The sequence below is a fragment of the Pseudomonas sp. Pseusp15 genome, from assembly GCF_059492165.1.
This window is the reverse complement of record NZ_CP168523.1, coordinates 683,764-699,420: the sequence shown is the minus strand read 5'-3', so window position 1 is coordinate 699,420 and position 15,657 is coordinate 683,764. Positions and strand designations below refer to the sequence as shown.

Annotated in this window: 10 protein-coding genes; all 10 read right to left on the bottom strand. The window is 59.8% G+C overall.

The genetic code is table 11. The features are described 5' to 3' along the window. Positions 1 to 51 precede the first annotated feature (51 nt). The 10 genes from ACEN8R_RS03290 to ACEN8R_RS03245 all read right to left on the bottom strand — a co-directional run bounded on the left by ACEN8R_RS03290 (position 52) and on the right by ACEN8R_RS03245 (position 15,650). Positions 52 to 780 carry a cephalosporin hydroxylase family protein gene (locus ACEN8R_RS03290; RefSeq protein ID WP_018925024.1) on the bottom strand — a complete coding sequence of 243 codons (729 nt, stop codon included), beginning with the start codon at positions 778 to 780 and terminating at the stop codon, positions 52 to 54. 30 nt (positions 781 to 810) lie between these two features. Then, positions 811 to 1,476, bottom strand: coding sequence for an acetyltransferase (locus ACEN8R_RS03285; protein ID WP_018925023.1), 666 nt, complete (start codon positions 1,474 to 1,476; stop codon positions 811 to 813). Beyond that, entirely contained in the window at positions 1,473 to 2,594 is a 1,122-nt protein-coding gene (locus ACEN8R_RS03280) for a DegT/DnrJ/EryC1/StrS family aminotransferase (protein WP_018925022.1), read from the bottom strand. Before ACEN8R_RS03280 ends, ACEN8R_RS03285 begins: the two co-directional genes overlap by 4 nt. Beyond that, positions 2,591 to 3,817, bottom strand: a complete 1,227-nt coding sequence (locus ACEN8R_RS03275) for a class I SAM-dependent methyltransferase (RefSeq protein ID WP_018925021.1) — start codon at positions 3,815 to 3,817, stop codon at positions 2,591 to 2,593. The genes ACEN8R_RS03280 and ACEN8R_RS03275 overlap by 4 nt, the downstream gene beginning before the upstream one ends. Continuing rightward, positions 3,814 to 4,374, bottom strand: a complete 561-nt coding sequence (locus ACEN8R_RS03270; RefSeq protein WP_018925020.1) for a dTDP-4-dehydrorhamnose 3,5-epimerase family protein — start codon at positions 4,372 to 4,374, stop codon at positions 3,814 to 3,816. The genes ACEN8R_RS03275 and ACEN8R_RS03270 overlap by 4 nt, the downstream gene beginning before the upstream one ends. Beyond that, the gene (gene rfbG / locus ACEN8R_RS03265) at positions 4,371 to 5,453 is read right to left on the bottom strand and encodes a CDP-glucose 4,6-dehydratase (RefSeq protein WP_495624576.1); all 1,083 of its coding nucleotides are present in this window, start codon (positions 5,451 to 5,453) and stop codon (positions 4,371 to 4,373) included. Before rfbG ends, ACEN8R_RS03270 begins: the two co-directional genes overlap by 4 nt. Continuing rightward, complete coding sequence (gene rfbF, locus ACEN8R_RS03260; RefSeq protein WP_019648083.1) at positions 5,435 to 6,208, bottom strand: glucose-1-phosphate cytidylyltransferase; 774 nt, start codon at positions 6,206 to 6,208, stop codon at positions 5,435 to 5,437. The genes rfbG and rfbF overlap by 19 nt, the downstream gene beginning before the upstream one ends. A gap of 279 nt (positions 6,209 to 6,487) precedes the next feature. Continuing rightward, positions 6,488 to 10,168, bottom strand: a complete 3,681-nt coding sequence (locus tag ACEN8R_RS03255) for a beta strand repeat-containing protein (protein WP_495624575.1) — start codon at positions 10,166 to 10,168, stop codon at positions 6,488 to 6,490. A 215-nt stretch (positions 10,169 to 10,383) separates the two neighbouring features. Next, complete coding sequence (locus ACEN8R_RS03250; protein ID WP_258612538.1) at positions 10,384 to 13,956, bottom strand: glycosyltransferase; 3,573 nt, start codon at positions 13,954 to 13,956, stop codon at positions 10,384 to 10,386. Positions 13,957 to 14,081: 125 nt separating this feature from the next. Beyond that, on the bottom strand, positions 14,082 to 15,650 hold the full coding sequence (locus ACEN8R_RS03245; protein WP_018929951.1) for a flagellar hook-associated protein 3: 1,569 nt from the start codon (positions 15,648 to 15,650) through the stop codon (positions 14,082 to 14,084). Between the last annotated feature and the right edge of the window lie 7 nt (positions 15,651 to 15,657).

Sequence of the window (15,657 nt, the reverse complement as noted above, 5' to 3'; positions counted from 1 at the left end):
CTTCCCCGCCACAGACCTATTGCCTGATGAACACTTGAATGAAGTTGTCGTTTAACGCACCCGGCGCAGGTAGCCATCCGGCGCGACGGTGATCAGCAGTTTGCTGTGAATCGCCTGATCTATCTCGAAATCCCGGTTTTCTTCCAGGTACGCCCAAACGGCGGTTTTAGGGTTATCACCCTTGCCCCATGGACGGTCCGGAAAGGCGTCTTCCGGCATGTCTTCGACGACCGTGTCCATGACCACGCAGTAGCTGCCGACCGAGACCATCGGTGCATACAGGCGCAACTCTTCCAGCACGTGTTGATGGGTGTGATTGGAGTCCAGCACCACCAGCACTTTCTTGCCCTGAATGCGCTCGCGCACCTGATCGACGATCGCGGTGTCGATGCTCGAACCCTGAATCATCTGGATTCGTTTGCTCATCGGATGGGCTTCGATCGCTTCGCGGTTGTGCTGGCGAATATCGATGTCGACACCCAGTACTTCACCATGGCCGATCAGCTCCAGCATCGAGGCGTAAAACACCAACGACCCGCCGTGGGCGATCCCGGTTTCCACGATCACATCCGGGCGCAAGTTCCAGATGATTTCCTGCATGGCCACCATGTCCTGGGGGAACTGAATGATCGGGCGGCCCATCCAGCTGAAGTTGTAGGTGTACTTGTGTTTGGCCGTGGTGCCGACCCAGTCCAGGGACTCGGCCTGCAGCGCTTTGTCTTTCTTCAAACCTTCGATGTTGCCTTTTACTTCTTCACGAAACTGCTCATGGGGATTCATCGCAACTCTCCAAAAAAAAAGGGAAACGGCTTACTTGAATACCTTACCGTCGGGGTAAGGCACCGCGTTGGTCTTGATGATCCTGGCGGGATTGCCCGCCACGACCGAATAATCCGGAACATCTTTGGTGACAACGGCGCCGGCGCCGATGGTGACCCAGCGACCGATGCGCAGGCGCGGCAGGATGGTGGCGTTGGTACCGATAAATGTCCCGTCGCCGATTTCCACGCAACCGGCGATACACACCCCTGGTGCCATGAAAACCGAGTGGCCGATCCGTCCTTCATGCCCCACCACGCTGCCGGCACTGATACTGGTGTTGTCGCCCAGCGTTACTTCGGCCTGCATGAGCACGCCTTCCTGTAGATAACTGCCCTGCCCCATGCGAATCATGGTCAGGTCGATACCCGGGTGAACGAATTGGCCCAGGGTGGCGCCGGCCTCGACCAGTTGGCGGGTGGTCTCGTAGCGCAGCCGGGTACTGCCGGTGATCAGGTTCACGAAGCGCGCCTGAGGCCCTTTGAGTTCGCTCACCCGATCCGAGCCGCCGATCACCGGTACCCCATAAAACAGCGTGCCCTGCTTACTCGGGTCGTTATCCAGAAAGGCGAATTCGACGTTGGGGGTGCTGCGCTTCACCGCGTGAAGCATGCGCACCGCTTCGGGGTTGGCCGCGCCCAGCAAATAAATCTTCACGACAGCTGCCTTTTTGCGAGCAGGGCACGCACGACATCCACCACTCGTTGCTGATCGGCGTCGGTCATATCGTGATAACTCGGCAGGTTGAATGCGCGCTCCGGCAAGGCGAAAGCCACCGGTGTGTCGACAGAGTGTTCGCTGAACATCGGCAACGACGACAACGGCCAGAAGAACACCCTGGCATCGATATCGGCAGCCTGGAAAGCGGCGATCAACTCATCCCGGCGAATCCCGGTCTCCGCATCGAACACCACTGTCGGCATCCAGTAGCCGTTACGCGAGTGCTCAGGCTCAGGGTTCAGGGAAACACCCGGCAGTAATGTCAGGGCGCGGGCGTAATTGGCGAAAATCTCACGCTTGCGACTGATCAGCTCATCGATACGCTCGACCTGAGCGCAACCGACGGCGGCCTGCAGGTTGCTCATCTTGTATTTGAAGCCGATGAACTCCGGCCAGAACTGTTTGGTGCTGCCAGCGACCCGGCCATGGTTGGATAAGGTCAGGACGCGCTCGTACAAGGCTTTGTCCGAGGTGACGAAAATCCCGCCCTCGCCGGTGGTCATGGTCTTGGTGCCATGAAACGAGAACGCACCGAATGCGCCTAGAGAACCGGCCGCCCGACCACGCCATTGCGAGCCGATGGCCTCAGCGGCGTCTTCGATCACCGGAATATTGTGTTCCCGACCGATCGCCAGCAAGGCGTCCATATCACACAGGTTACCGTAGAGGTGCACTGCGAGAATGGCTTTGGTTCGCGGGGTAATTGCACGCCTGACCTGCTCCGGGTCCAGGCACCAGCTATCCGCCAGAACATCGACGAATACCGGCGTGGCACCCAGGTAGGTAATGGGCGCCGCCGACGCGATCCAGTTAGTGTTGCCCAGGATCACCTCATCGCCAGCACCAATGTCCAACGCCGCCATCCCCATGTGCAAGGCGCCAGTACAGCTGGAGGTCGCGATGGCGTAGGTGGCGCCAAGATGCTCGGCAAAACCATGCTCGAAACGCGTCAGATATTCGTAGCAACGTGCGCCCCAACCGTTCTGAACGGCGTCCAGGGCATACCGGGCTTCCAACTCGCCCACGCTCGGCTTGGTGTAATGAATTCTGCTCATTGAATGCTCAACTCCGGAACGGCGACAACAAACCGCGCGCCCCACACTTTGACCGAGGCGAATTGTTGGGTGATCTCAGTCAACAGGTTCCAGGGCAAAACCAGGATGTAGTCGGGTTTTTCAAGATCGATGCGGTCGGGCGAAACCACCGGGATTCGACTGCCCGGCAAGTACTTGCCCTGCTTGTGCGGGTTGGCATCGGCCACCCAGGCCAACAGGTCCGGTTTGACCCCGGCGTAGTTGAGCAAGGTGTTGCCCTTGGCTGCCGCACCATAACCGACCACGCGCTTGCCGTCGGCCTTGGCTTGCAGCAGGAAACGCAGCAGTTCGTGCTTGATGCCCTCGGCCGCTGGCGCCAGGGTCGCGTAGTACTCGGGGGTTTTCACTCCCGCTGCCAGCTCGGCCTGCAACTGCTGTTGAACGGCTGGCTGCACCTCACGGCGAACACCGTCGGCCCGCTGGACGAACACCCGCAACGAACCGCCATGGGTCGACAACTGGCTGACATCGAACACTTCCAGGCCATTGCGCTCGCACAAGGTCTGCACGGCGGTCAGGGACAGGTAGGAATAGTGCTCGTGATACAGCGTGTCGAATTGCTGCCCGGCCATCAGCGTCAGCAGTTGCGGAAATTCGAACGTCGCCACACCGGTCGGCTTGAGCAAGGTGGAGAACCCACCGAGAAAATCATTAATGTCCGGCACATGCGCCAACACGTTGTTGGCGGCCATCAGGTCGGCGGCCCAGCCTTCGCTTTTCAGCTGCGCGGCGGTGTCGCGACCGAAGAACAGTTCGCGAATCTCCAGGCCTTTTTCCCGCGCCGCTTGCGCGGTGCTGCGGGTTGGTTCAACGCCCAGGCAGGGGATGCCGCGCCCGGCAACGTACTGCAACAGGTAACCGTCGTTGGCGGCGATTTCCACCACGCGACTGTCGGCAGTCAGGCCGAAGCGTTCGACCATCTCGGCGACATAGCGCTCGGCATGGGCCAGCCAGGTGCTGGAGAACGAACTGAAATACGCATACTCGGCGTCGAACAGACTGTCGGCGCTGGTGTAATCCTCGGTCTGCACCAGCCAGCACTGCTGACACACCGCGACCTTCAATGGCACCCATTGCTCGGCTTGTTCCAGGCGATCGGCGTGCACATAGGCGTTGGATGGCGGCGAGGTGCCGAGATCGATCAGCGGCAAGGCCAGAGGAGTACCGCAACCACGGCAGTTCATAGACGCACTCCAGCGAAGTGTTCATCGAGCAAGGGATGGCTGGAATCCCTGGCCGACAGATTATTGACAGGCAACGGCCAGGCAATCGCCAGCCGTGGATCGTTCACCGACAACCCGCCCTCGTACGCAGGCGTGTAATCAGCGCTGTGCAGGTAGAGCAATTCGGCGTCATCGGTCAGCGTCTGGAAGCCGTGGGCGAACCCGGACGGGATCAGCAAGCTGCGACCGTCACCGGCCTTCAGGTGCTCGGCGTGCCAGTGCAGAAAGGTTTCGGAATCGGGGCGCAAGTCCACCGCCACATCCCAGACTTCGCCGCGCAGGCAGGTAATCAACTTGGCTTCCGGCGCATTGGAATTTTGATAATGCAGACCGCGCACACTGCCCCGCGCACGGGTGCAGGAGTGGTTGATCTGGCGGATATGAAACGGCTGGCCGAAAGCGCTCAGGCTGCCTTCGCAAAACAGCCGGGCGAAATGCCCACGATCATCTTCGAAGCGTTTGTGCTGCACGCTGAACAGACCGGCCAGCGGCAAGGCTTTCAACAGAAACTCGCTCACAACGCGCCTCGGTACAGGTTCAACTGGTTCAGGGTGACTTCACGCATGTCATCACCGTTCTGCCACGCCAGATGCCAATCGAGGGTCTGGGTCAGGCACTGCTGCAACGACCAGCGCGGTTGCCAGGCCAACCGTTGACGGGCGCGACTGCTGTCCAGGCGCAACAGGCCGGCTTCGTGCAAATCACTCGGCTCGATGCGCAATCCGCGTGCTTGCGGCCAGCGGCTGGCAAGCAACTCGACCACTTCGCCGACGCTGCACATGTCCGCTTCGCTCGGACCGAAGTTCCACGCGCCGGCAAACTGTGGGCCTTGTTCGTAGAGACCGGCAGCCAATTGCAGGTAACCTGCCAAAGGCTCAAGAGCGTGCTGCCATGGGCGCACGGCCTGCGGGTAGCGCAGGGTCACTGGCTGGTCGGCCGACCAGGCCTTGAGCACATCGGGAATCAGGCGTTCCGGCGCAAAGTCACCGCCGCCCAGCACATTGCCAGCACGGGCGGTGGCCAACGCCAAGCCATGCTCGGCGTACTTGTCGGCCGGGAAAAACGATGCGGCATAAGACTGCGCCAACAATTCGCAGCAAGCCTTGCTGCTGCTGTAAGGATCGTGACCGCCCAGGGCTTCGTCTTCGCGGTACGGCCACAGCCATTCCTTGTTGGCGTAGACCTTGTCGGTGGTCACTAACACACAGGCACGCACGCCGCCGACCTGGCGGATCGCTTCGAGCAGATTGAGCGTGCCCATGACGTTACTGGAATAGGTGCCGAGCGGATCGCGATAGCCTTCGCGCACCAGCGGTTGGGCCGCCAGGTGCAGGACGATTTGCGGCTGGGTTTCGACGATCAGTTCCAGCAAGGCGCCCAGATCACGCAGATCACCACGCTGATCGTTGATGCCCTCGTGTACCCGCGCCAGTTCGAACAGGCTCGGCTCGGTGGACGGATCGAGCGAAAACCCGCTGACCTCGGCCCCGAGGCTTTGCAGCCACAACGTCAACCAGCTGCCCTTGAAACCGGTGTGGCCGGTCAGCAGCACCCGTTTGCCACGCCAGAATTGCGGACTCAGTCCCATTGCTTCCATGGGGCCTCCCCGCTCTGCCACAGCGCCTCAAGGTGATTCTTGTCGCGCAGGGTGTCCATCGGATGCCAAAAGCCGTCGTGCTGGAAAGCAGCAAGCTGGCCATCGCTGGCCAGGCCGGTCAAAGGTTCGGACTCCCAAACCGTCTCATCCGCGGTAATCAGCGGCAGCACCTTAGGCGACAGCACAAAGAAACCACCATTGATCCAGCCACCGTCCCCACGAGGTTTTTCAGTGAAACCGCGAACCAGATAACCTTCGCGCTCCAGGGCGCCATAACGACCGGGCGGCTGGACCGCCGTGACCGTGGCAAGCTTGCCGTGGGAAAGGTGAAAGTCCACCAGGGCGCTGATGTTCAAGTCAGACACGCCGTCGCCGTAGGTAAAGCAGAACGCTTCTTCGTTTTCCAGATAGCGGCCGGCCCGTCGCAAACGGCCACCAGTCATGGTTTCCTCACCGGTGTCGATCAGCGTGACGCGCCACGGCTCACTGTAATTCTGGTGAACGTCCATACGGTTGTTGCACATGTCGAAAGTGACGTCGGAGGTGTGCAGAAAGTAGTTGGCGAAGAAGTCCTTGATCGCATAGCCCTTGTAGCCAAGGCAGATCACGAAGTCATGAATCCCGTGGGCGGAGTACTGTTTCATGATGTGCCAAAGAATTGGCTTGCCACCGATCTCGATCATCGGCTTGGGCTTCAGGTGCGATTCTTCGCTGATGCGCGTGCCCAGGCCACCCGCCAGAATTACTGCCTTCATCGTCTCCCCTCTTGTTCTTCACAGAGCTCGGCCAAGCTGTTTCAAGCTTTTTCGGGCTGTCTGGCTAAAACGCTCTGCCGTGTCAGGCGCTGGCGTACCGGCCGCAAGCGCTCGTTTTATGGCGATATGAGGAGGACTTGCAGGAAACGCGCCAGCTCATGAATCCAGATAGAAGGCACAAAAAAGGGACGAATCCGGATCATGCAGACAGGGTTCGTCCCCAAGTGTAAAGCGGGCACCTTCATCCCGTTGCAGGAGAGAAGGCGCCTGATTCAGGTCTCAGCCAAACATGGCAAACGCATCACTATTGGCCGGCATGTTGAAGAGCTGTCCGTCCGCCGTCTGGATTTGCTCGATGGTATCGGAGCCAGCGAACCAGTCCTTGAGCTGTACACCTTCCTGCGGAACCTGTCCTGGACTAACACTCGATCGGTGCAGGTAGAGGTCATCACCGACACGATCAACCAGCAGCTCGGCACTGCTGATGTACGACAGCACTATTTTGTCGGAGCGGCTGGTACCGTCATCCTGGATCGTCACCAATGCCGAGGTGTTGACGTTGTAGGTATCGTCATCCTCGCCACCAAAGGCCGACCCGCTGGCTTGCAGCACCAGATTGTCATCTCCAGCACCGCCAAACAGCGAGAAACCGAAGCCCGTGCCGGTCAGCAGGTCGCCACCGCCCCCACCATCGGCCATGCCATGAGTCACCGTGATGACGTCGCCCCCCGCTTCACCATAGGCCCGGCTACCCTCATCGCTGGCAGCGGTGACGATGGTGTCGTTGCCATTGCCGCCATACAAGGTGTCAGCCTGCGGCCCATTGATCACACCATCAAGGGTGAATGGCCCGATCTGGGACACCAGCCCGCCGTAGAGGTAATCGTTGCCGTCGCCACCGTAGACGACGTCATTACCCAACCCGCCTTCAAGGTAGTTGACGTTGGCATCACCGGTCAGGGTGTCATTGAAGTGGCTGCCCACTACGCGCTCGATGTTGCGCAGCACATCGCCCTGGGCATCCCCGCCCTGGTTGACGTTGGTCTGCAAGTTGATGTCCACAGCGGTGGTATTGGTGATGTACAAGACGCTGTCCTGCCCCTCGCGGCCGTCAATCACATCCGCACCTGCACCACCGATAAAGACGTCACCGAACCGCGAACCCGACAACGTGTCATCAAAGTTGCTGCCCTGGAAGAACTCAATGTTGGTGTAGGTGTCACCCGCGGCATCTCCGGCGTTGGCATTGGTGGTCAGGTCGATGGTCACCGCAGAGTCCGAAAGCTCGTAACTGACCAGGTCCTGCCCAACGGCACCGTCCAGGCCCATGGCAGTGGTACCGCCATAGAAAATGTCGTTGTAGCTCGACCCCTTGATCGCTTCGATGCCGGTGAAGGTATCGCCTGCCCCGATCCCGGAGTACACACCGGCCTTCAGGTTGATGATCATCGCCACGGTGCTGTCGCTATAGCCTGCCGTGTCATAACCGGCACCACCGATGAACTGGTCGGCGCCCGCGCCACCGTACAGCGTGTCGGCACCCGAACCGCCGGTGATGATGTTGTCGCTGGCATTGCCCCAACCGGTGTACGCGCCACTGCCGGTGAAGGTCAGGCGCTCGATGTTAGCGGCCATGAAGGTGTGGCTGGGGTTGACCACCGACACGCGCATTTCATCGTTGCCGCCATCGGCCAGCTCGACGATGCTCGGCGTGGCACTGGTGTTGATGTAGTAGATATCGTCCCCGGCACCGCCTTCGAACGCTATCCCGCCCAGTGCAACGGTGAAGCTGTCGTTGAACGCCGAACCGATGACTCTTTCGATGTTGGTCAGGGTGCTGCCCTCGGCGTCGCCGCCGGTGCCCGCCAGGCCCGTACCCAGACGAATATCAACGTTCACCGCAGCGGTCGACGTCGAGTAATCGACCGTATCGGTACCGACTCCGCCGTCGAAGTCCGTGCCTCGACCGTCGCCGACAAAGGTGTCGTTGTAGTTCGAACCCTTGATCGCTTCGATGTCGGTGAAGGTATCGCCTGCCCCGATCCCGGAGTACACACCGGCCTTCAGGTTGATGATCATCGCCACGGTGCTGTCGCTATAGCCTGCCGTGTCATAACCGGCACCACCGATGAACTGGTCGGCGCCCGCGCCACCGTACAGCGTGTCGGCACCCGAACCGCCGGTGATGATGTTGTCGCTGGCATTGCCCCAACCGGTGTACGCGCCACTGCCGGTGAAGGTCAGGCGCTCGATGTTAGCGGCCATGAAGGTGTGGCTGGGGTTGACCACCGACACGCGCATTTCATCGTTGCCGCCATCGGCCAGCTCGACGATGCTCGGCGTGGCACTGGTGTTGATGTAGTAGATATCGTCCCCGGCACCGCCTTCGAACGCTATCCCGCCCAGTGCAACGGTGAAGCTGTCGTTGAACGCCGAACCGATGACTCTTTCGATGTTGGTCAGGGTGCTGCCCTCGGCGTCGCCGCCGGTGCCCGCCAGGCCCGTACCCAGACGAATATCAACGTTCACCGCAGCGGCCGACGTCGAGTAATCGACCGTATCGGTACCGACTCCGCCGTCGAAGTCCGTGCCTCGACCGTCGCCGACAAAGGTGTCGTTGTAGTTCGAACCCTTGATCGCTTCGATGTCGGTGAAGGTATCGCCCGCTCCGATTCCGGAATGCACACCGGTCTTCAGATTGATGTTCATCGCCACGGTGCTGTCGGTATAGCCTGCCGTGTCATAACCGGCACCGCCGATGAACTGGTCGGCGCCCGCGCCACCGTACAGCGTGTCGGCACCCGAACCGCCGGTGATGATGTTGTCGCTGGCATTGCCCCAACCGGTGTACGCACCACTGCCGGTGAAGGTCAGGCGCTCGATGTTAGCGGCCATGAAGGTGTGGCTGGGGTTGACCACCGACACGCGCATTTCATCGTTGCCGCCATCGGCCAGCTCGACGATGCTCGGCGTGGCACTGGTGTTGATGTAGTAGATATCGTCCCCGGCACCGCCCTCGAACGCTATCCCGCCCAGTGCAACGGTGAAGCTGTCGTTGAACGCCGAACCGATGACTCTTTCGATGTTGGTCAGGGTGCTGCCCTCGGCGTCGCCGCCGGTGCCCGCCAGGCCCGTACCCAGACGAATATCAACGTTCACCGCAGCGGCCGACGTCGAGTAATCGACCGTATCGGTACCGACTCCGCCGTCGAAGTCCGTGCCTCGACCGTCGCCGACAAAGGTGTCGTTGTAGTTCGAACCCTTGATCGCTTCGATGTCGGTGAAGGTATCGCCCGCTCCGATTCCGGAATGCACACCGGTCTTCAGATTGATGTTCATCGCCACGGTGCTGTCGGTATAGCCGACAGTGTCAAAACCGGCACCACCGATGAACTGGTCGGCGCCCGCGCCACCGTACAGCGTGTCGGCACCCGAACCGCCGGTGATGATGTTGTCGCTGGCATTGCCCCAACCGGTGTACGCGCCACTGCCGGTGAAGGTCAGGCGCTCGATGTTAGCGGCCATGAAGGTGTGGCTGGGGTTGACCACCGACACGCGCATTTCATCGTTGCCGCCATCGGCCAGCTCGACGATGCTCGGCGTGGCACTGGTGTTGATGTAGTAGATATCGTCCCCGGCACCGCCTTCGAACGCTATCCCGCCCAGTGCAACGGTGAAGCTGTCGTTGAACGCCGAACCGATGACCTTTTCAACGTTGACCAAGGTGTCACCCTCGGCGTCGCCGCCGGTGCCGGCCAGCCCCGTACCCAGACGAATATCAACGTTCACCGCAGCGGCCGACGTCGAATAGTCCACGGTATCAGTACCGGTGCCGCCATCCAGCTTGTCCGCACCGGCACTCCCTTTGATCACATCATTGCCACCCAAGGCATAGATCTCATCATCCCCACTGGTACCTGTCAGCGTATCCACGCCATTTGTCCCGTTTATCACTGCCATTGCGACTTCTTCCTTGCCATATTGTTGAACCAGATACCTGCCGCCACGACGACCTGCAAACGCAGGTCGCTGACGAGTCTTTCAATAAACAAAGCTGTGGCGATTTATCGACATAAACGACACAAAGCTTGAGCCGCCGCCGCAAATTTGTAGCGCACCCGGCACAAACAAAACAGGCGGCCCAAGGCCGCCTGCAGGTGTACATCCATGCTAGATCAGTTTGGCAGCCAACCCTCGGCCCAGTAGTTGAGGTTGTTGCCCTTGAGCATGTAATCGCGCAGCACTTCCTCACGCAGCGCATCGCCCATGCGATAGCTCGCATCAGGCTCGGACAGGTGCATGCGGATTGCCTCGAGCCATTCCTCGGTGCTGTTGCTCACGACCTTGGTGCAGGGCAGATAGCCGCGATAGGCTTCTGTGTCGGTGCAAATCACCGGGTAACCGCAGGCGCCGTACTCCAGCAGACGCAAGTTGCTCTTACAGTCGTTGAAGATGTGGAACTCCAGAGGAGCCAGTGCCAGGTCGAGGTTCAGGCTGGCCAGTTTGGCGGGGTAAGCCTCAAGAGCGACGCCCGTGTGAAACTCATGCACAAATGGCCGTAGAGCCTCGGGGCACATTCCGAAAAATACCCATTCGACTTCATCGGCAAGCAGGCGCACCACATCCGCAATAATTGCCAGGTCACCATCATGACTGGTGCCACCGCCCCAGCCTACGCGGGGTTTGCGCGAAGTACGACGATGACTGGTGAGCCCCGTCCACAGATGCGGTGCAAGCATGTTCGGCACCACCCGAATATCGTGATGCATGTCACGCAATGCATCCGCCAGCGGCTGAGTCGATACCACGACCCGATCACACAATCCGACACCACGCCGCACCAGTTTGTCGACACCCACTTCGGCCTTGCGGATGTGTGCGTTCTTTTTCGGCACATCGATCACGTAATCGTCGAGCTCAAAAATCCGGAAGGCTTGCGAACAGTTTTTGATTCGCTCGACCTCATCGACAGCCCCTTGGCTGTAGCGCCCCTGCAGGATGATCACGTCGGGCGAGCACCGCTCAAGTTCAATGTCCGTCGGCGTATGGTAGGTCATATGCCCTACCACTCGCCCCGCCGCCTCCAGCTCGAGGAACGGCTGGCTGACCCGATAATGCCCCACCGCCGTGGCGTTGATCGGAATCGCCAGGATCTTGGGCAGGGGCTGACGGGTGAAGGGATCCCACCCGTCCTTGAACCCAGGCTCCAGACTGAAATTGCTGGTGCCCAGACTCAGGTTCCGGTTATACGCCGGATCCCTGGCAACCAGGGGCAACCAGTTCCGGTAGAAGTGTTTCTGCTCAGCCTGCAGCACTTTGGGTGCGGGCCCGACAGTGGAAGCCGGGATCGCCTGCACCAGCTCGGCGTATGGCGTCCATACCACCAGGTAGCCGGCCTGCCGCACACGCAGACAAAAATCAGGACCATTAAGCGCCTGGGCCAAATGTTGTTCGTCCAACCCCTGCAACTCGTCGAAAACCTGCTTGCGTACCAGGAGACAATCGACGCCGACCGCACTGAAGTTCTGTACAGTTTGCTGACGCTGCATGTAGCCAGGGGCGTTGAGCAACTCTCCGCGATTGGGGACACCAATGGCCCCCCGCAACCCCAGAACCAGTGCCGAACCCTCGATCCGGCCCTGCGGACTCAGCATCCGCCCGCCAACTACACCGACCTCAGGGCGCAGGCCGTGATTCAGCAACTCGTCCAGCCAATCGGCATTGACGATGATGTTATGGGGGCTGAGCAACAGCAGATAGTCGCCCCGCGCCTGGGCCGCGGCGAAGTTATGCACCGCTGCCTGGTTGTCGCCATAGTCACAGCGCAGCACTCGCAGTTTGTCGCTGCCCATTTGCTCCATGGCCGCCAGCCAGCTACAGGCATCTGCGGCAATGCTGGCGTTATCGGCAATCAAAATCTCGTAACGCGAATAGGCCGTTTTTTCCAACAGACTTTCAACACAGCGCTGCAAAGAACCGATCTGGTCCCTGGTGGAGATGATGATCGATACAAGAGGCTGCTGGTCATGGAGGTAGTCAACACGATTGATCAGCGCCAGACTGCCGCTACGGACGCGGTGTGGCGCCTCAATACGCTGTAGATGCGCGGCAAGTACCCGAGGATTCTGCTCGATGACCTGGGGTTGCGAGAGCCACTGAGACAGGCGCAAGGCAGACTCCACGAGCACTTCGCTCACATGGCCGATGGCGTGCGGGCCATTGCTCTCCACCAGACGCCAGACCAGATCGTGAACACCGAGCTCATCGTAGCCCGCAACAATGCCGCCAAGCTCGAGAACCCGCTGACGCTGTAAAGCGAGGACCCGGCCGATGTAAGGGTAACTACGCATCAAGTCAAGATTGAAGTCCGGCTTGAACACGGGCTCGATCGACACCTCATCGCGCAGCCCTCCCTCATCGCTATAGAGACAGCGCACGTCCGGCATTTCGACCATGCGCTCGGCCAGCAGCAACAAGGCCAGCTCGTTCAAACGATCGCCCGCCCGGACCAGATAGATCCAGTCTGCCTCATCCAGTTGCCTCAGCAGTCGATTGAACTGAGCGACCGGTTCTTCATGCAAACGTACATGACGCACACCTTCGCAGGGCGCATGCTCCGAACGGGAAATCACCACCACCTGCTCGGCGGCATAAACCTGCTGACGAATACTCTTGAGCGTATCTTCCAGCGCTACGCTATTACCTTCGCTATCAATGACGATCGGCACAATCCGCGGACGCCAGGCCCACCCCTGCAGGCGGGCAGGCAAAAGACGCTGTTGAGCGGGGTTCAATGTGCGGCAAGACAACCATTCACGATACAGGTCGACAAAACTGTCGCAGTCGTCACCCACCCGGGAAAGCACCAGGGTGTGTATGAAACTCAGGGATCGGCCCAACCCCGACTCTTCCCAGGCATAGGGCTGACCATCGACTGCATCGGCCAGAGCCATATAGCGCACCCAGCCTGGTGCAGGTGCCGGCTCGCCACTGCGCAATGCAAGCATCTGTTTGAGCCAGTCGAGCTCTGTCGCCAGCGCATTCCTGACGTGTGGTTGATTACTCAATCGCGCCGGGTGCAGGCGCTCGAGACTCAGAACCTGACTGACGACAACCAGATTGCCGCGACGCAACAAACAGGCAAACAAGGCGAAGTCCAGGCGAGCCACGAAACCTTCACCGACCTGGGTCAACGCCGGCAAATACTCCAGCGCATGACGGGTACGCAGCAGCGCCCCGCTCAAACCGCTGAGGAAGTTGACCAGGGTGCTTTCCAGAATCCCCAACAGATCCTCACCCTTGAACAGCGTGATGCCAGTAGAAAAACAGCAGTTTTCCAGCCGCTCGGACAACAGGATGTAATCGCCGTCGCAAAACTGTCGCTGGGCGATGACCAGATTCACGTCATCACGATCGATAAAACCTTCGATCTGCTGCTTGATGCACTCAGGCAACAGTTGATCGTCGTCGCACAGCAGCTTCAGATAATCGCCGCTGGCCTCTTGTGCGCAAGCCATGAGGTTACCCTGAAATCCCAAGCGTCGATCATTGCGTACATAACGTAACCGGATCGACTGCGGCACCTCACAATCCTCGACGATCCGGCGGATTTCGTCGCCGACACTGTCGTCGCAGACAATCACTTCGAGGTTGCTGTAGGTTTGATTCAGCGCGCTTTGCAACGCCGCCTGAAAGAACAGCGGATTGAAGGCGGGGATGGCGATGCTGACAAGAGGGACTGGTTTCACGGCAGGGGAACTCTCGAGCGGCGGAAGCTCACTCTAAAAAGAGTGGAGCCTCCCGGAACCGCTGAAAAAAGACGGTTTGCACTCGGCAATCTGCAACCCTCGCGATAAATCGCGAAGGCCTGGATTCAGACTTTGTTGAACAGCCCCAACTGAGCGATCTTGCTGAACGCCAATTGCGAGGCCTGCAACATGGTTTGCTGCAGGGTCAGGCGGGTCATCACTTCGGCCGGATCGGAATCGCGAATCGACGACTGGGTCTGGGTATTGGCCAGCGCCAGACTCTGGTTGATCTCAGTCTGAGTGGTCAATGACGAACCGCGCCCCCCCACGGAACTGATGCCGGCCGCCAACTGGTCGATGCCACTGGACAGATTGCCAATGCCTGAACCGATCGCCGCGTTTAATTGCTGGATGGCGATCGGGTTGTTGTTGGTCGGTGTCGCCAGTGCGGTCTTCAGTTGGCTGACGGTATCCAGAACGTTCTGTGTCTGGTGTGTGTTGACTGCAACGGAGAACTGGTCACCCGCAGCCGGTGTACCGGCCAACGTAAAGGTAACGCCGGACGCGGTTGCCGTGGCACCGGCCATGGTGCCGCTGGACACCGGTTTGCTGCTGGCGGTCAGTGGCGCGGCGTACAAATCGTAGTTCGTGGCGCTGGTGAACTTGAGGATCGCACTACCGTTCGGGAAACTGGCGTGGTAGTTGGCGCTGTTGGTGACCGCGGTACCGGTGACCAGTGCCGCCGAAGGATTCCCCGGGCTGCGAGACGTAGTGAAGCTGTCCGGCTTGGCCGCCAGGGTGAAACTGTGCCCGGTGATCACTGTACCCGGGACGTCACCCGCTTGCAGGTTGATGTTCAACTTCAGATCAACGCCACGGAAATTGACAGTCTGTGTGGCCGCACCGTTGGTGGAGCTGAACACACCATTCTGACTGGCCTCGGCGGTGACGTCGTTACCTAGGGAATCGGTAATTTTCAACTGCGTGCCGCTGACGAAATCCACGGTGTAAGGCTCACCGCTGCGGAACTTGGCGTTGTAGGTGACATCGGAGCCGACCTGACCGTTGGACAACACCACACGACCGTCATCGACCGCAGGCGCGGTGAGCGTGGTCTGAGTACGGCTGGTGTTGATCGCCTGCTGGAACACATCCCAACCGGTGCTGTTGGTGGCCATCGACTGGGTATCGCCAATCGGCAGATCCAGCGTGACCTGATCACCGTTGTAGGCGTAGCTGCCATCGGTGTTGCGGGTGAACGGCACCACATCGCCCTTGGACCCGGAGAAGATGTACTTGCCGTTTTCATCCTTGGTGTTCATCAGGCTGAGCAGTTGCTCTTCAATCTGCCCCAGTTCGGAAGCGTTCGCCTGACGGTCGGCATCGGTATAGCCTGCGTTGCCTGCGCCGAGCGCCAGCTCTTTGGCGCGCTGCAGCACGTTGCCAATACTGGTCATCACCGACTCGGTCTGGCCTAGGGTGCCTTTGATGGTGGTCATGTTGGCCGAGTACTGGTCAAGCATCGAAGCCTGCTGACCCAATTGCAGCAAACGCGAAGCGCCGACCGGATCGTCGGCCGCGGTATTCACGCGAACCAGGCTGCTGGCCTCTTCGCTGCTCTTGACCACGTTGGAAAAGTTCTTCTGATAGTTGGCAGCAGAGGACTCGTAAAACTGGGCGGTAGAAATGCGCATGGGCTAC